At 57.0% G+C, this 16446-nt stretch carries 19 protein-coding genes and 4 pseudogenes; 13 read left to right on the top strand and 10 right to left on the bottom strand.

Translation table 11 applies throughout. The annotated features are described in order from the left end of the window. Positions 1-207: 207 nt before the first annotated feature. Positions 208-642: a hypothetical protein gene (locus tag V6M90_RS26425; RefSeq protein WP_332847408.1), complete on the bottom strand. Its 435-nt coding sequence runs from the start codon at positions 640-642 to the stop codon at positions 208-210. A gap of 146 nt (positions 643-788) precedes the next feature. Between V6M90_RS26425 and tnpB the strand changes: the two genes are divergently transcribed. Together tnpB and tnpC are read left to right on the top strand one after the other, a co-directional pair. Then, positions 789-1112, top strand: a complete 324-nt coding sequence (gene tnpB, locus V6M90_RS26420) for an IS66 family insertion sequence element accessory protein TnpB (protein WP_332847396.1) — start codon at positions 789-791, stop codon at positions 1110-1112. Positions 1113-1185: 73 nt separating this feature from the next. Next, positions 1186-2644 (top strand): annotated as a pseudogene (tnpC, locus tag V6M90_RS26415) (IS66 family transposase). A 48-nt stretch (positions 2645-2692) separates the two neighbouring features. Here the strand turns inward: tnpC and V6M90_RS26410 are convergent. Both V6M90_RS26410 and V6M90_RS26405 read right to left on the bottom strand, forming a co-directional pair. Further along, entirely contained in the window at positions 2693-3223 is a 531-nt protein-coding gene (locus V6M90_RS26410) for an SDR family NAD(P)-dependent oxidoreductase (RefSeq protein ID WP_332847395.1), read from the bottom strand. Positions 3224-3651: 428 nt separating this feature from the next. Continuing rightward, positions 3652-4554 (bottom strand): LysR family transcriptional regulator, encoded by a 903-nt coding sequence (locus V6M90_RS26405; RefSeq protein ID WP_332847394.1) that lies wholly within the window; start codon positions 4552-4554, stop codon positions 3652-3654. Positions 4555-4680: 126 nt separating this feature from the next. On the opposite strand from V6M90_RS26405, the gene V6M90_RS26400 reads away from it, so the two are divergent. The 4 genes from V6M90_RS26400 to V6M90_RS26385 all read left to right on the top strand — a co-directional run bounded on the left by V6M90_RS26400 (position 4681) and on the right by V6M90_RS26385 (position 7028). After that, complete coding sequence (locus V6M90_RS26400) at positions 4681-5571, top strand: DODA-type extradiol aromatic ring-opening family dioxygenase (protein WP_332847393.1); 891 nt, start codon at positions 4681-4683, stop codon at positions 5569-5571. A gap of 48 nt (positions 5572-5619) precedes the next feature. Continuing rightward, positions 5620-6033 (top strand): DoxX family protein, encoded by a 414-nt coding sequence (locus V6M90_RS26395; protein ID WP_332847392.1) that lies wholly within the window; start codon positions 5620-5622, stop codon positions 6031-6033. Positions 6034-6103: 70 nt separating this feature from the next. Beyond that, positions 6104-6658, top strand: coding sequence for an NADP-dependent oxidoreductase (locus tag V6M90_RS26390; protein WP_332847391.1), 555 nt, complete (start codon positions 6104-6106; stop codon positions 6656-6658). 22 nt (positions 6659-6680) lie between these two features. Continuing rightward, on the top strand, positions 6681-7028 hold the full coding sequence (locus V6M90_RS26385) for a zinc-binding dehydrogenase (protein ID WP_332847390.1): 348 nt from the start codon (positions 6681-6683) through the stop codon (positions 7026-7028). Between the two features lie 98 nt (positions 7029-7126). Here V6M90_RS26385 and V6M90_RS26380 read toward each other — a convergent pair whose 3' ends face one another. Both V6M90_RS26380 and istB read right to left on the bottom strand, forming a co-directional pair. Further along, on the bottom strand, positions 7127-7636 hold the full coding sequence (locus V6M90_RS26380; protein ID WP_332847389.1) for a reverse transcriptase domain-containing protein: 510 nt from the start codon (positions 7634-7636) through the stop codon (positions 7127-7129). An 81-nt stretch (positions 7637-7717) separates the two neighbouring features. Continuing rightward, a pseudogene (gene istB, locus V6M90_RS26375) lies at positions 7718-8383 on the bottom strand (IS21-like element ISPsy20 family helper ATPase IstB); the annotation flags it as partial. A gap of 134 nt (positions 8384-8517) precedes the next feature. Here istB and V6M90_RS26370 point away from each other — a divergent pair. From V6M90_RS26370 to V6M90_RS30290, 7 genes and pseudogenes are all read left to right on the top strand, one after another. Then, complete coding sequence (locus tag V6M90_RS26370; protein ID WP_332847388.1) at positions 8518-9636, top strand: hypothetical protein; 1119 nt, start codon at positions 8518-8520, stop codon at positions 9634-9636. 112 nt (positions 9637-9748) lie between these two features. Further along, entirely contained in the window at positions 9749-10231 is a 483-nt protein-coding gene (locus tag V6M90_RS26365; protein WP_332847387.1) for a transposase, read from the top strand. 56 nt (positions 10232-10287) lie between these two features. Beyond that, the gene (locus tag V6M90_RS26360; RefSeq protein WP_332847386.1) at positions 10288-10500 is read left to right on the top strand and encodes a transposase; all 213 of its coding nucleotides are present in this window, start codon (positions 10288-10290) and stop codon (positions 10498-10500) included. Between the two features lie 415 nt (positions 10501-10915). Beyond that, entirely contained in the window at positions 10916-11932 is a 1017-nt protein-coding gene (locus V6M90_RS26355) for a SphA family protein (RefSeq protein ID WP_332847385.1), read from the top strand. A gap of 279 nt (positions 11933-12211) precedes the next feature. Continuing rightward, positions 12212-12334 (top strand): hypothetical protein, encoded by a 123-nt coding sequence (locus V6M90_RS26350; RefSeq protein WP_332847384.1) that lies wholly within the window; start codon positions 12212-12214, stop codon positions 12332-12334. A 126-nt stretch (positions 12335-12460) separates the two neighbouring features. Then, on the top strand, positions 12461-12631 hold the full coding sequence (locus V6M90_RS26345) for an LLM class oxidoreductase (protein ID WP_332847383.1): 171 nt from the start codon (positions 12461-12463) through the stop codon (positions 12629-12631). Positions 12632-12902: 271 nt separating this feature from the next. After that, positions 12903-13087: pseudogene (locus V6M90_RS30290) on the top strand (alkanesulfonate monooxygenase); the annotation flags it as partial. Positions 13088-13228: 141 nt separating this feature from the next. Here the strand turns inward: V6M90_RS30290 and V6M90_RS30345 are convergent. The 5 genes and pseudogenes from V6M90_RS30345 to V6M90_RS26325 all read right to left on the bottom strand — a co-directional run bounded on the left by V6M90_RS30345 (position 13229) and on the right by V6M90_RS26325 (position 16303). Then, positions 13229-13459, bottom strand: a complete 231-nt coding sequence (locus V6M90_RS30345; RefSeq protein WP_456300341.1) for an AAA-type ATPase lid domain-containing protein — start codon at positions 13457-13459, stop codon at positions 13229-13231. 90 nt (positions 13460-13549) lie between these two features. Then, a pseudogene (locus V6M90_RS30340) lies at positions 13550-14086 on the bottom strand (sigma-54 factor interaction domain-containing protein); the annotation flags it as partial. 224 nt (positions 14087-14310) lie between these two features. Next, positions 14311-14712, bottom strand: a complete 402-nt coding sequence (locus V6M90_RS26335) for an ExbD/TolR family protein (RefSeq protein WP_034148436.1) — start codon at positions 14710-14712, stop codon at positions 14311-14313. 1 nt (position 14713) lies between these two features. Further along, positions 14714-15433: a MotA/TolQ/ExbB proton channel family protein gene (locus tag V6M90_RS26330; RefSeq protein WP_027607855.1), complete on the bottom strand. Its 720-nt coding sequence runs from the start codon at positions 15431-15433 to the stop codon at positions 14714-14716. Between the two features lie 54 nt (positions 15434-15487). After that, positions 15488-16303: an energy transducer TonB gene (locus tag V6M90_RS26325; protein ID WP_332847382.1), complete on the bottom strand. Its 816-nt coding sequence runs from the start codon at positions 16301-16303 to the stop codon at positions 15488-15490. Positions 16304-16446 lie beyond the last annotated feature (143 nt).

Here is a 16446-nt window from a genome sequence, read left to right as displayed (position 1 = left end):
ATTGATTGCTGTAAAGCTTCGCTGGGTTTCAATGACCGGGACGCCGTAAAGGCCTGCCAGTTAGGCAGCCGCTTCAGGCTACCTATTTGTTTATGTGCCCCGGCGTGCAAAGATCTACCCAAATGACCTCACGGCCCATCTACCGCATGCCCCCTAACGTTTTACCGAGCTAAATCCCCTAACAAACAGTCGCGGTAGGGACGGCAGTTACCTGCCGCCCCCGCACAGATCCGTACGTGCAGAACTACCGCATACGGCTCCTGCCTCGGGTATGTAACGCGAAGCGATCCTCAGGGTAAGGATGTGCATTTCTAGGTCTAGGTATGTAGAGGTCGGCAAGGCGTCCATAGCGTGATCATTGAAGTCTATTACGTTGGCTGCGCCGTTTGAGGCTTGCCGCCATAGACGGCATACCGCCAGACGAAAACCACCCAGACGTATCAGGTTTCCCGGCACCGCGTGGTGCTCCTGCAACGGCACCAGAAACTGCTGAGCCTGCCATTGCGTCCTGAACCCCACCACGCTGTCGTCCGCGTAACGCACCACAATCACATCGCCACGGGCATGCCGCTGGCGCCACTGCCTTGCCCACAGATCCAACACGTAGTACAGATAGATATTCGCCAACAATGGCGATATCACTGCGCCCTGGGGAGTCCCCTTGGTCGTAAACGGCCAGCCGAAGCGCCAGTGATCATCGAGTTGCCCATGGCCGAGCAAGTGATCACGGTGAAATGGCCAACGTCAGATCCTGAAGACTGCGCGCAGTTTATTCGGGCTGTCACTCAATGATCCGCATCGATGTCATCTGGCTGGCCACCGAGCCGATGGACATGCGCGCCGGTACCGAAACCGCATTAGCCCGAATGATCACGGGGTTCGGTGCGGCGAAGCCGCACTGCGCTTATCTGTTCGCCAATCGCCGGGCTAACCGGATGAAAGAGCTGGTGCACGATTGCGTGGGCGTCTGGCTTGCAGCGCGTCGACTGAACCAAGGCATTCCACTGGCCTGGCATTCGCCATGGCTGCGAGGTCGAACTCGACAGCGAGCAACTCCAGGCGTTGGTACTGGGCCTGCCGTGGCAGCGCGTTGGCGCCGGCGGTGTGATTAGCATGCTGTAAACGCCGGCCATTTGGCCCGTCTACTTGTCGTCGTCCCGCGTCTGCTCTGGCACAATCGGCGGCATGACTTTCTTGCCCAATCTCGACCAAATGACCCCAGAACAGCTCCGCGCGCTGGCCGAGCAATTGCAGGCCCAGGTCGACACCATGAGCAAGAAGATCCATCGAATCGAGACGGTCAACGAACAGCTCACTCACGAGTTCGCCATTCTCAAGCGGCACAAGTTTGCCAAGCGCAGCGAGCAGATCAGCCCGGCGCAAGCCAGCTTGCTCGATGACCTGCTCAACACCGACCTTGAAGCCATCGAGGCGGAATTAAAAGCCCTTCATCCCGCACCCGCACAGGCAGAACCACGCCAGCGACCCAAACGTGCGCCGCTGCCGCCGCAGTTCCCGCGCACCGTGACCCATCACGAGCCAGACAACACTCAGTGCGCGTGCGGCTGCCAACTTCAGCGTATCGGTGAAGACGTCAGCGAGAAGCTGGACTACACGCCGGGCGTGTTCACCGTCGAACAGCATGTGCGTGGGAAATGGGCCTGCCGGCAGTGCGAAACACTGATCCAGGCCCCGGTACCGCCGCAGGTGATCGATAAGGTCTATCGACAGGAAAAGATCTTCGGCCGTGCCGGCCTGACAATCCCACGCTCGACACTGGCGCAGTGGGTGGGTCAAACCGGCGAGCAGCTTCAGCCACTGGTCGATGCGCTGCGCGAAGTGGTGCTGGCCCAGCGCGTGGTTCACGCCGATGAAACGCCGGTACAAATGCTGGCGCCCGGCGAGAAGAAAACCCACCGTGCTTATGTCTGGGCTTACAGCACTACGCCGTTTTCGGCACTCAAAGCTGTGGTCTACGACTTCAGCCCCAGCCGTGCCGGCGAACATGCGCGTAACTTTCTGGGCACCTGGAACGGCAAGCTGGTCTGTGACGACTTCGCCGGTTACAAGGCCAGCTTCGAACAAGGCATCACAGAAATCGGCTGCATGGCCCATGCACGCCGCAAGTTCTTCGACTTGCATATTGCCAATAAAAGCCAGTTGGCGGAGCAGGCGCTTCACTCGATTGGCGGGCTGTACGAAGTCGAGCGACACACTAAAGAAATGAGCGACGAAGACCGTTGGCGATTACGCCAGGAAACGGCGGTGCCCATCGCTGAAAAACTGCATGAGTGGATGCTGGCCCAACGCGAACTTGTACCCGAGGGCTCTGCTACGGCTAAGGCCCTGGATTACAGCCTTAAACGCTGGGTAGCGCTGACGCGCTACCTGGAGGATGGTGCTGTGCCCATCGACAACAACCAGATCGAGAACTTGATCCGGCCGTGGGCGCTTGGGCGGTCGAACTGGCTGTTTGCTGGGTCGCTACGCAGCGGCGGCCGCAGGGATCATGAGCCTGATCCAGTCAGCGCGCATCAATGGACATGCCCCATATGCTTATCTCAAGGATGTGCTCACGCGGCTGCCGACGCAGCGGGCGAGTGAGATTACGGATCTGCTACCGCATAAGTGGGTGGCCGTTTAACTACGCATGGGGTGTGCTCCGGACGCTCAAACATGAATTACTGGTCTGTTACCAAGGTAAGGTTTGCGCTTGCTCATGCTCCAAACTGTAAAACATGAAAGGATCAGGGCGCGCTGCTATCAATTGAAATAGCCGCACAGCAGAATCCTGGGCCGTCATTTCTGCCCCTTGAACACCAATCCCTGTGCGCAGCCGTCCGGGATGGACCGTATAGCTCAGCAACTGCTCACCCAGTTCATCAGCGATACATAGCGACAGCATGTTGAGTGCTGATTTCGAAACTCGGTAGGTATAGGAACAGCCGGCTTTGGAAATGCGTTCATCGGAGTTTTGAGCAACCGAGCCACGGCGTGAGGAGATATTGACCACTATTTCCAGAGAGAACGAGGCGGCCAACCGCCTGATCAATTGTCCAGGGCCAATGCAGTTAACTTCAAGCGCTCGCCTGAACTCATCGGCACTTTCATCGAACAGCGAATGCTGCTTACTGCCGATTCCAGCATTGTTGATCAGCAGGTCGACCGTCGTCAGCCCCTTGCTATGCAGGTGGCTCTCAAAATTCGTTAGGTTGGCGTCCAAGCCCTCCGCTAAATAGTCCAAATACCTCATCGGCTAACCCACTCCGCAAGAGCGCCTGCAATTTTTCAGGGGACTTACTAACGGCAATTACATAGTGCCCACAGAGCTTGGCCTGGCGGCAAAGAGCGACCCCATAGCCTCCCGTTGCGCCGGTGATGATTGTTCTCATGAGTCCTCCTTTATGAATGCAACGATTTTTTATTAAGCTTAGGTCGCCTGAATTTAACCGAAAAGGTAGGCGGAAAATGTCCAGCCTTGATCTTCGACAAGCGCCACCGACAGCAAAGCTAAAGGTTTGTGGTTACTGCATGAGATCGAGTGCCAGGAGGACTACCGTTGCTATTGAGCACCGCCCCTTGAGCCACCCGATCGGAGACCGTCGGGATGCCAAGGATGCGCTCCTTGCCGTTGTCCTTTGGAATGCTGATTCAGCCGCGGTTGCGGAGGTTGGGACGGGCAGAAAGGAAATCTATGAACGTACGCACCTTAGCGGAGAGGTATTTACGACTCGGATAAACTGCGTGCAGCGTCGTAGTGAACATGACCTTCTCGGGTAAAACCCTCTCCAGACTGCCTCTCGCGATATCGACTTGTGTCATCCACGCAGGCAGAAAGACCAGCCCCATTCCTTCCAGAGCAGCTAGATGCAGCATGGTTTCGTTCTCGCTGCGCATGACGACTCGAAACTTCACAGGCCCTTCATCTTCCTGCCCCTTCAGGATTAAGCCTTTGCTGGAGTTTACGCCGCTATACATGAGGAGCGCGTGCCCGTTGAGATCACTAGGCACAACCGGGCGACCAGCGTGATTCAGGTAGGCGGGGGATGCAACGAGATGAAAATGCACATCCATCAGTGGACGCGCTACCAAGCCGGGGTCAAGGCTGGCAGAGGTCATCGCGCGCAACGCAAGGTCGATGCCTTCGTCTACCAGATTGACCATACGTCCGCTCAAATCCAAATCAAAACACACATCAGGATAGAGCTCGTTGTATTCAGCAAGTACACGAGCAAAGTGGGAATTAGCAGCCCAGACCGGTGCGCTCAGTTTCAGCGTGCCACTTGGTGCCACCGTCATGCTGCTCACAGCAGCCTCGACCTCATCCAATCCCTCTAACATGGGTCGAGTTTGGCTGAAATAAAGTTGCCCCGTCTCGGTCAAGCTGACATGGCGGCTCGTACGGTTTAGCAGACGAGCACCGACCTTATTTTCCAGATGATGAACATGTTTGCTCGCCATCGCCGGCGAGAGGCCAAGCCGGGTAGCTGCGGCTGTGAAGCTCTTATGCTCCGCGACCGCGCAAAACACTCGAATGCTCAAAAGCGTATCCATAGATCATCAACCTAAAGGAAATTATCCATCAACAAAAGCTGGATTGTTCAACTCAGAAGAAATGATAGCCTTCTAGCAGAAATACCGTCAGCAAGTTTCCTTTCCCCTAAGCTGCAAGGTCACTCTATGCCTAAGCTGCAAGGTCACTCTATACCTAGCTCCCGTCTTCCCACCTATTTCCTAAGCCATGGGGGCGGCCCCTGGCCTTGGATGAAAGGGGACCTTCGCCATGTATTCGACAAGTTGGAGCAGTCGCTTATCGAGATGCGTACCGAGCTGGGCAGCGCGCCGAAAGCCATCCTTGTGGTTTCCGGGCATTGGGAGGAACAGGGGTTTTTCATCTCGTCCGGCGCCAATCCCGGCATGCTGTTTGATTACTACGGTTTCCCTGATTACCTCTACCGCATCAACTACGCTGCCCCAGGTTCGCCCGAACTGGCGCGGCGTGTGCGCGACATGCTCATAACCGCAGGTATCGAGGCGACCCTGGATCCCGACCGAGGCTTCGACCATGGCACGTTCAGCCTGATGAAGCCCCTCTACCCGGAAGAGAACATCCCGGTTGTGCAACTTTCGCTCGATTCGAAGCTGGAGCCGCAAGCCCACTTTGAAGTAGGCCGTGCACTGGCCTCGTTACGTGATGAGGGCGTGCTGATTGTGGGCAGCGGCCTTAGCTACCACAACCTCAGCGCCATGCGCAGTCCCGAAGCATATGAACCATCGCGCCAATTCGACGCCTGGTTGCAACAGACCTTGATACACCTTGCCCCAGATGAAAGGGTAACCCGCCTTATGAATTGGGAGCAGGCACCTTGCGCCCGCGCAGCTCATCCCCGAGAAGATCATCTGATCCCGCTGATGGTCGCCTTAGGGGCAGCCGCAGACGAACTCGGGGCCGTCACCTTCCACCAGTCTGACTTCGCTGGAGGGATCACCGCATCGAGTTTCCGATTCGGGATGCCACCTACTCTGAAACACCCTCATGAGGTTAGCCGCACCAGCGGTGAAGCCAATTAGTCCAAAGGCCGCTTCAATCGTAAGCCTGCCAATCCCTTAGGAGATAACATGCTCAATTCCCCTGCTTGGACGTCCCGAGTTCTCTCCGTTCTGCGGATTGTTATAGCGTTGATGTTCCTCGAACACGCGACAATGAAATTATTCGAATTTCCGGCACAGATCCCAGGCATGGCCTATCCGCTGCCCACCATTATGCTCGTCGCAGGGTTGATCGAGATCATCACTGGAGCATTGATGACCTTCGGATTGTTCACTCGTATTGCAGCATTCGTCGCCTCGGGGGAAATGGCAGTCGCCTACTTCATCGCCCACGCCCCGCATGGCTTCTGGCCCGTGCTCAACATGGGTGAAGCTGCCGTCATGTTCTGCTTCGTGTTCCTTTTCCTTGCGTTCGCCGGCGGTGGTGCATGGGCGCTCGACAACATCGCGCGTCGCTCCTCAAACCTTCGCCGATTACTTTGAACTCAAAATCCGCCCGCACCGCGATAGCGACCCGAGCGCGCGGCACGAAACACCCATCTGGAGATCGATGATGAAAGCTGCTCTTCTGAAAGCCTATGGTGGTACCGACCAGTTCGTTGTTGAAGAGGTTCCGACCCCAGAACCGGGCGCCGGTGAGGTGCTTATCAAGATCGAAGCGTCAGGGGTTAACCCTTTTGACCTGATACTCAGGCAGGGATACATGGCCCAACACATTCCGTTGCCGTTTCCGGCCATCTTAGGCGGCGATGCAGCTGGCATTGTGGCAAAATTCGGCGAGGGCGTGACGGGCTTCGCGGTTGGCGACCGAGTGGTCGGAGACTTCACCGCGAACGGTAGGGGGGCTCATGCCGAATACGGGGTGTTGCCCGCCAGCTCGGTTGCGAAACTTCCAGACAATCTTGATTTTGAGCAAGGTGCGACGTTGGTGAAGGCAGGACTTACGGGCCGGCAGACCGTTGATGCGCTGCGCATCAAAGTTGATGCGCTGCGCATCAAAGCTGGTGATTGTGTTTTGATTTCAGGAGCACTCGGCGCTGTGGGTCGAGCCGCTGTGCAATACATCAAACAGATTGGTGCACAACCAGTGGCCGGTGTCCCGGCCTGAGCGCCTGGAGGAGGCTCGCAGTTTGGCCGGGCAGGCACTCGACATTACAGTGCCCGCCGCAGAACGGGTGTTCGACTTTGCGATTAGTGCAGCGACGCCGGTGGCCCTTAATCTTATCGGGCATGTACGGGACGGCGGTCGAGTCGCGAGCATCGTGCCGGTACCCGAAGGGGCGAACATCAATAACCGCTTAACAATCTATGAACTCTATCACCAGACTGATGCAGCAACGCTAGATGCGGTGTTAGCAGCCGCTTCGCAGGGACACTTGATTATTCCGATTAGCCAGGTATTTCCATTGGCGCAGATCGGGGCCGCGCATGATGCAATGGCAGCAGGTGCGTCTGGAAAGATCGTGTTGAAGCACTGACTCTCACCATCACCGTTCAAACGGCACGCCGCGATGTGTCCTGTCCATCCAACGATCAAAGGCGTAATGCAGGAATAAATTGGCTAACAAGGGCGAGATCACATCACACCCCCTTGAGGTGTCCCTCGTCCCCGTTCCTGAAGCAACCCCGTCTCACTCAGCATCGGCGCTTGCAGCCAGCGTCGACAGTACAAGATCACCCATTTCGGCATCTGGTTATGTTCCAGAGCCTTGATGATCAGGTCGTGCCCAACGTGGTCGAAGAACGCGCTGATATCCACTTCCAATACCCAGTTCTTACGACGGCACCGAATGGAACATTGACGCAAAGCATCGTGGGCCGATCTTCCGGGCCTGTACCCATACGAATCAGGATGGAAAATCGGATCGATCACAGCCTCCACATAACGTTTCACCGCCCCTTGAGCCACCCGATCGGAGACCGTCGGGATGCCAAGGATGCGCTCCTTGCCGTTGTCCTTTGGAATGCGCTTTTCCCGTACAGGTGGCGGGAAATACGACCCTGAGTGTTGGCGCTGATTGAAAACTGACCCACCCTGCCGATTGAAAATTGAGCCAGGACGGATTGCTGATTTCTGTCCCAGCAATTGTGGATAAGCTTAGCAGCAGTGTTCCGATTAAAGACGCATCAAGCCCCACCGCATGCAGCAGGGCATTTATGGTGCGGATCAAAATGGCTCATCGTCCTCGATATCATTTCCGTCCCTTCGCTTTCGTTCGCGTGTTTTGATCTTTGTCTGGGCAGCCAATGTGCTGTGTTGCAGCCGGTAAGACTCGTTGCCTGTTTCAACGATATGGCAGTGGTGTGTCAGCCGATCCAGCAGCGCCGTAGTCATTTTGGCGCCGCCAAACACACTCGACCATTCCGAGAAGCTGAGGCTGGTGGTGATGACCACGCTGGTGTGTTCGTACAGTTTGGACAGCAGGTGAAATAACAGGGCACCGCCGCTTTGACTGAAGGGCAAATACCCCAGCTCATCCAGTATCACCAGGTCTGTTCGTAGCAGTGCCTGGGCGATGCGGCCTGCCTTACCATCGTACTTTTCACGCTCCAGCAGATTGACCAGTTCCACCGTGGAGAAAAAGCGCACGCGTTTGTTGTGGGCCGTAATTCCGGATACAGCCAAGGCACTGGCCAAGTGTGTTTTTCCGGTTCCAGGGCCGCCGATGAACACGACATTCTGCTCGGTTTCAGTGAACGCTAAGCTGGATAGATCGCTGACCAGCCGGGCATCAGCGCTGGAAGCGCTGAAGTCAAAGCCAGCTAAGTCACGGTGCATGGGGAGTTTTGCCATGTTCATCTGATGATTCACCGAGCGCACCGCGCGATCCGCAGACGCTTACCGTATTTAGGCTTTCTTAAGGTCTATTCATCGTCCGCGTACGTTGATCAGCTACTGCCGCATCAGTGTAAGCTTGGCTTCTAACGTATGAGCGAGTGTTCTAAATGCAATCGATGCGACGCTTCATGACTATCATGTTTGGTCTGATGCTTTGTGCAAGCCAAACTCATGCCGACATATTGGTACGCGAAGAACAGTTCTTATTGCCGATTCAGATCGACTCCCATATTGAGAAAATCGAAGCATTGATCGTCCGCCCCGTAAAAGGGCAGAATTTCCCCATCGCACTGATTGTTAACGGCTCGGCGGCAACATCTCCGTCTACCGCACATGCCGATTGGCTTGCTCATATCGCTCACGACTTTGCGCACCGTGGCTGGCTTGCCGCATCGATTGTATGGCCCGGCTATGGCCGTTCGACCGGAACCTTCATGAATGAAGGGGGAACCTGCACCGATCCCAATGTGGCCCGGTTTCTCGATGCGCATGGCAAAGAACTTGGCGCCGCATTGGCGGCTGTGCGCGAGCGTCCAGACGTCGATCCATCTTTGGCAGTAGGTGTTGGTATCTCTATCGGCGGAGCTTCAATGCTAGACCTGGCGGCTCAACCAGGTCATCCATTGGCAGCGGTAATCAACATCTCTGGCGGCGTTTACCACTACACGAATGTGGGCTCTGCCGACTCTGATTGCTCATTATATCAAACCGATCTTGTGCGAAACCTAACGAAATTCGGCAAAGACAACCCAACGCCAACACTCTGGATTTACGCCAAGAATGATCCGTTTTTCAACCCGGATCTTGTTGCCCGGATGATCGCGAGTTATCGCTCGTGGGGCGGTAGCGCTGAGCTGGCGTTGCTACCCCCATTCGGTAGGGATGGGCACACGCTCTACAAACAAGAGGCTAATATACTTTTAAAGCCATATATCGAAGATTTTCTCAGGCGCAACCGGTTTCCTGCCATGGACGACAGCGCATTAATGCCGCTGCTTTCGAGGCTGGTGCCCGAAGACCGTGCGGGCGCCGAGGCTTATCTTCAAAGCGTTACCGAGAAAGCGATGGCAATGTCCAAGGAGAGTAGCGGCATTTATTGGTACTACGGCGCGCGCTCACTCAAGACAGCGCGACAGCAGGCCCTCAGCAATTGTCGCAAGGCAACTGGCAAGCCCTGCCGGCTCGTTGCGCAAAATATGGAATTGATGGATGGCTGGCAAGATGTGGTTTCCCCATCTGGGAAATGACGAGCTGTTTGGGGCAACAACTAGATATCAACCCATGTCTTGACTGCGGGTCTAGATAGATAAATTTTCAGGACGCTTACACTTTACAGGCTTCGACGACAAAAGAATCGCCATGTACGCCCGGGGCATGACGGTACGTGAGATCCGCGTTTTTCTGTCCGAGCAGCATGGAACCGACGTGTCCCATGACTTCATCAGTTCAGTCACCGATGCAGTCATAGAAGAAGTCGGCGCCTGGCAGCAGGGCACCTTGGAGCCTATGTATCCGGTCATCCTCTTTGATGCGCTACGGGTCAAAGTCCGGGACGAGGGGTTAGTGCGCAACAACGTTATTTATCTGGCGCTGGGGGTATTACCCGATGGCACACGCGACACTCTGGGGATCTGGATCGAGAGTACCGACGGCGCCAAGTTTTGGATGAAGGTCTTAAACAACCTCAGAACCCGGGGAGGGGGGGGTAGAAGATGTTCTGATCGCCGTCACAGATGGCCTCAAAGGAATACCGGAGGCTTTGGAGCAGTTTTTCCTGCCACAACGCTGCAAACCTGCATCGTGCATCTGATCGGCAACAGCTGGACTATGCCGCTTAGATAAGCGTCCGGCACTGGCCAAAGCGCTCAAGCCGATCTTACCAGGCAATCAATGCCGATGTGGCCGAGCAAGAGCTTAACGCCTTTGAAGCGCGGCCTTGGGGTAAGCAGTATCCGACTAGTTGCTGTATGGCCTCGAGGTTGGGATCGTATTATACCTTTTTTGTCTTACCGGCGAGTATCAGAAAAGTGGTCTATACAACCAATGCCATCGAAAGCATCAATGAGCTACGCAAGATCATCAAGATCTCGAGGGCACTTCCCTACCAATGAGGCCGCCACGAAACCGATATGACTTGGGTTGGCAATATCACAGCCAACTGGGGCCATGCGGCACACGACTGGAAAGTGGCAATGAGTCAATTTGCTATCCTGTACGGACACCGATTCACCAGACCGAGTTGGTAAAACAACGGCCTGCTTGACGGCAGGCCCTAACCAACCCGAACACACAAAAACTGATACTCCCGAAAGGGATTATTCCAAGACACGCTACTGGGTTCTACCTCAAGCCAGTTTCAACTCGCCGATGGCCTCAGCATAGTGCGCGTTGAGCATCATCGTCCCATCATGGCACGCTCAGTCAACTCTGGCGGTTGCGCTCAAGCATTACGCACCACCGGTGGCTTAAAGTCGAAGTGCCAGGGGAGATTCCCCCGCTCACAATTCCAAGAATAGAGCCACTTCGATGAGTCTGACCAAATCCCTGCCAGCATGCCTGGCACTCAGCTTCGCCTCATTTGCCGCCCATGCAGCCGACGGCCCTCCTCCACCTTCCGTAAGCCAACCCAGCGGTATGAACCTGGGCGGCACCAGCTTCTACGAAGGATTTGCAGGGCCACCCGGGCTGGCTCACCAGACCTACCTGAAATTCAGCACCGCCAGCAGCATCAGGACCAACGGTGGCAAGAACAACGCCGTCTTCGATGATCCGAAGATCAACGTCATCACGATGATCAATCAATTGAACTACTACTCACCAGACACCTTCGCAGGGGGAGCACACCTGGGTTGGAGCCTATTGGTGCCTGTGGTTTCCCTGGACGGCGACTTCGGTGAGAACGGCGCCAAGCTCAAGGACAACGCTACCGGCCTGGGCGATGTGACGGTCGGGCCCCAGGTCCAGTTCGATCCGATCATTGACGCCAATGGCCGGCCGGTTTTTGTGCAGCGCATGGCCTTCGACACTATTCTGCCAACAGGCAAGTACGACAAAGACAAAGACCTGAATCCCGGGTCCAACCACTTCTCGCTGAACCCTTACTGGGCGGCGACCTGGATGCCTGCGCCTCGCTGGGAAGTGAGCTGGCGGCTGAACTACCTGTACAACTTCAAGAACGACGACCCTGCGAGCAGTTCGCAGCAGTTCTTTGAAGGGAAAGCGGTGCGTGACACCCAGTCAGGACAATCGGCATGGGCCAACTTCACCGCCTCGTACGAGGTATTTCCGAAGGTCTCGGTCGGCATAAACGGCTACTACTTCCGGCAGATCTCGGATGACAAGGTCAACGGCAACACCCTGACCGACTCCCGGGAGAAGGTGCTGGGCTTTGGCCCGGGCCTGTTCTGGAAAATTACCGAAGACAAAGCTTTCTGGCTCAACACCTATAAAGAAACCGGCGTCCAGAATCGCTCCCGAGCGGATTACCAGGTGCAGGTGATCTGCATGTTAGCGCCTAGCTACCCACTAAGACTGGCCCAGTAGATACAGCGCTAGCGCCGGATCAACCTACGCTCAACTTTGCCGTACGTTTGGGTTGATCCTCGGCGAAAGCGAGGACCTCACCAGGGAGACCGCCGCCACTTTATTATCGGCTGCTCAATTGCCCGTGCCCCACTGGCCAATTTATCCCGTGCACGCCACCCGCTGCGCCAGTGGGAAGTGCATCCCAACCTGCAGCAGCGGGAAGCCCGACAACCGCTGATCCTGGTGGGCACCCCGCAACAAGTCGCTACACGCCTGCAAGAGCCGCACGGAATTGGCTTGAATCATCTGATCTTGGAAGACGGACTGTCAGTCAGCGAAGTGCTGCGCTTTGGCGAGCAGGTATTACCGCTGCCTTTTCAACAGGGCTTGCGCAAGGAGCGCCTGCGCCATGACAGATGATGTACGCCCACCGATCCAACTGTACTGTTTTTTACCCACCAATGGCGATGGCCATCCTCTCACCAGCAGAGGCTTGACAAAGGTCGGATTGTTGCCGGGTTTTAAGACTCGTGGCTGATCACTGCGGTGCTGTCCCAGGAAGCGCGCCGCCTGAAGTTCCTCCTGACGCTGCGACCGGGTACTGAGCTGCTGGCCCGCGCGGGGACGTTGCAAATCAGTGAAAGCCGCCTGGCGTTGCATATGGTGACTGGCTCCAGCCGTTTTGAAAAACGTTCCCTTGGTGATTTTCTCGAATAAGATGAACGTAACGCACACACCGCAGAGTTTCTACAGGTGTTCCAGGCGGTGTGCGCAGCCTAACCGCCCACGCATCAAGGGCGTTAGTACCGCAGCGGCATTAAGACGCCGATTGCGCCAGGCGCGCACGTACTCCTATTTACTTTGGCGGCGCCTCCGAAGCCGCCGAGCGTGTCGGTGCGGCCCATGGGCAAACTTAGGTGGGGCAAAACAGGCAGACGCAGTTGATGCAGGGCCGTGTGTCCGGTGCTCGAGAACTTTAGGGTCAGCCAATCTTTGGGCCGGTGTACGCTTGGTACGCGGCGGCGCGGGAACAGCGTTGGTCGGCAGCTCTGCGCAGGTGGCGGAGCGAATCGAAGAGTACCATCAGTTGGGGGTGGACTGTTTTATTCTGTCGGTTTTTCCCATTTGGAGGAAGCGATTCACGTGGGCGCGCAGTTGAAATGGCCTAAGTTACGTCGTATAGGAAACGCATCCGGCCGGGTCAAACAAGCCTGAAGCTCAGGGTCGCAGTAGGCAAAAGCTTCGCGCACCATCAACTCCTCGATATCATGCAATAGCGAATCACCTGGAACATCGAACAATCGCTGCAACTGTTCACGAAGCACTTCTTGGGAAGCTTTTGCACACCGTCAGAACTTGCACCTTCAAGTGCTCGGAGCGCGCCGGTCTATCGCCAGCCACCAGTATCGCCAAGTGAACAACATTCTCAAGCTCACGAATGCTCCCCGGCCAGGGATAATCCAGAAGCGCCTGAGTGGCCGACTCCGAGAGCATAGGCTCGTTGATTTTCAGGCGGGCGCTGTAGACGCTCCTGAAGTGTTCCACCAGCGGCAGGATATCAAAGGGACGCGCCCTTAACGGCAGAACTTCCAATTGAGCGACGTTTATCCGATAGAGCAGATCGAGCCGGAAATTACCGGCCCCAATGGCCTGTTCCAAATTGACGTTGATAGTCGTCATCAATCGTATGTTGATCTTGATCGGTTTGCGCGAGCCGACGCGAACCACTTCCTTCTCCTGTAGAACACGCAGCAATTTAACTTGCAAAGGCAACGGCAAATCGCCGATCTCATCTAGAAACAGCGTTCCTCCATCCGCCTCCTCGAACCAGCCGGCTCGCCGACCGACAGCGCCGGAGAACGAACCGGCCTCGAGGCCAAAGAACTCGCTTTCAGTAAGCGTCTAGCTAATCCCACCGCAATTGACCGCAATAAAAGCACCAGTGCGGCCACTGCTCGAATGAATGTAGCGTGCCACTAACTCCTTACCCGTGCCCGTCTCACCATTGATCAACACGGGTGCGTCACTGGGCGCCACCTTTTTTAGATACCCCAGTAACGACCGAGATCGGGGGTCGGCAAATACCAGCGCTTTCGCTCGGATTGAAAGAGGGTCTTTATCACCCTGGGGCAATGTCAATATAGGGCTGAGGTGTACACGTGCAATGTTCATAGGCAATTTCCAATGGTAACCATCAAGAATGAAGCCGAGTCAGCGGTTTAGATTGCCGAGGTGGCTGTGATCGCGGGGCTGGACGCTGCGTTAGCCTGACGTTTAGCGCTTGAGGACTGCTGCATGCGATCAGTAGCCGGAGCCTGTATAAGTCGCACGCTGTGGTCGCTCAGATAAAAGCACGATGGCCTCGGCGTCTTCGCCAATGTCTGTTGCTATCCGTTTTACCTCGCAGTGATCACCGACAATTTGGTAATCCCTGCCCGCTCAATCGACGCCATGGCCCGTGCCACTTCGCCGTAATTCACGCCGTCGTCGGCCTGCAGTTGCACCCGCACTTCGGGGTCCTTGGCCTTGGCCGCCTGCAGGTTGAATTCCAGCAGGTCCGGCTGGATTTCGTCCTTGTTGATAAACAGTTTGCCGGCGCCGTCGATGCTCACCACCAGCGGGTCCTTCTGCTCCACCGGGGCTACGGCCTCGGTCTTGGGCAGGTTGATCGGGATCGCGTTGGTCAACAGCGGCGCGGTGACGATAAACACCACCAGCAGCACCAGCATCACGTCCACCAGGGGCGTGACGTTGATCTCGCTCAGTACCTCATCACTGTCTTGTGTGGAGAAGGCCATTTCAGGACGCCTCCTTCACTTTTTGCGGGTTGCCCGGCGCATGTTTAGTCAGGGCCGGGTGCAGCAGCACACGGAAGGAGTTCTTCTGCGCCAGGCTGTAGAAGTCGTGGGCAAAGTCATCCAGGTCCGCCGCCGTGAGCTTCAGGCGACGCAGGAAGTAGTTGTAGACCAGCACCGCCGGCACCGCGACGGCGATCCCCACGCCAGTGGCAACCAGGGCGGCACCGATGGGGCCGGCCACGGTTTCAAGGCTGGCGGAGCCGGCGGCGCTGATGCCCTTGAGCGCTTCCATGATCCCCCACACGGTGCCGAACAGGCCGATAAACGGCGAAGTGCTGCCGATACTGGCGACCACGGCCAGGCCGGTTTCCAGGGAGCGGCGCTCACGTACGATCTGCTGGCGCAGGGCACGCTCGAGGCGGTCCTGGTGGTTGATCGCCTGGCTCAGGTCGGCCGCATGCGGCGCTTCCCCGACCTGGATCGCGGCGTAACCGGCCTGGGCCACACGCGCAGCGGCGCCGGGCTGGGTTTCGGCCAGCTCGGCGGCCGAGTCGAGGCTCGACGCCGCCCAGAACTGTTTGTGGAACTTGCGATCCTGCGCTTTAAGGCGACCGAACTGCACGCCCTTGAGCAGGGCCAGGCCCCAGGTGGCGACCGAAAAGACCACCAGCAGCCAGATCACCGCGCTTTCGATGGATTCAAGTGGAGATGCTAATGCCATGATGTTTTCCCTCTGTACAAGTCGCGGCGTGTGGTGCACACCGCAGCGCAATAGTTAGTGAATCTTGAAGTCGATCGGTACGCTGACCCAGCCGTCCTGGGCCACATCGCCCTGCTTGGCCGGCACGAAGCTCCACCGCTTCACGGCGGTCAGTGCGGCGTCGTCGAGTTGCTGGCGACCGCTGCTTTTCTGGACCTGGATCTCGCCCGGCTTACCGCTGGCCAGTACATGCACCCGTAATAAAACCGTGCCTTCCCAACCGCGACGCTGCGCCAGTGACGGGTACTCCGGCGCCGGGTTCTTGAGGTACGCGGCGTTGGCCGAAGCAGGTGTCACCGGGGCTGGCGCGGGCGGAGCGGGCGCGGGGGCCGGTGGCGCGGGTTGCAGTGGCGTGGGCGCCTGCTCCACCGGTTTCGGTGCGGGCTTGGGCTCAGGCTTTGGCACCGGCTTCGGCTTGGGTTTTGGAATCGGCTTGGGCGGCGCCGGCTTGGCGGCCAACTCATCCACCACCGGCGGCGGTGGCTCGACAACAGGCGGTGGCGGTGGTGGCGGCACAGGCGGTGGCGGTTCCACCACGGGCGGTGCCGGCTGGGAAAATTCGATGGTCATCGGCGGAATTTCCGGCGGCACAATCGACAGCACCGGCGTGGGTTTCTGGCTGACCCAATAAATCACTGCACCGTGCAGAGCCAGTACCAACAAACCGAGCAGGATCCCTTCGCGGCGGCTGGAGAAGCGCTTTGGGGTTTGCTGTGTTCGCAATTGCCCCAACGGCGCGCGGTGCGGCCGGCCAAGGTCGACCAACTCACCACTCGGTGCCTGGCGCCATTGCGCCTCGGGTGCACTGGCGGCGGTCTGGACATTGCCCATTGATTGACTCCCTACGGTTTCGAAACAGAAAAACCGACGGGCCTGCGTGGAAGGCCGTCGAGGGCTGAATCATCGGGGCCAGACGCTTATCTCTTAAAGTAATCTTTGAAGTTATAGATAGATCAAATTTGAATAAACGAATG

It is taken from the genome of Pseudomonas lactucae (assembly GCF_036688725.1).
Classification (GTDB): Bacteria; Pseudomonadota; Gammaproteobacteria; order Pseudomonadales; family Pseudomonadaceae; genus Aquipseudomonas; species Aquipseudomonas lactucae.
Note: the sequence above shows the minus strand (reverse complement) of the source record. Positions and strands in the feature narration are given on the sequence as shown.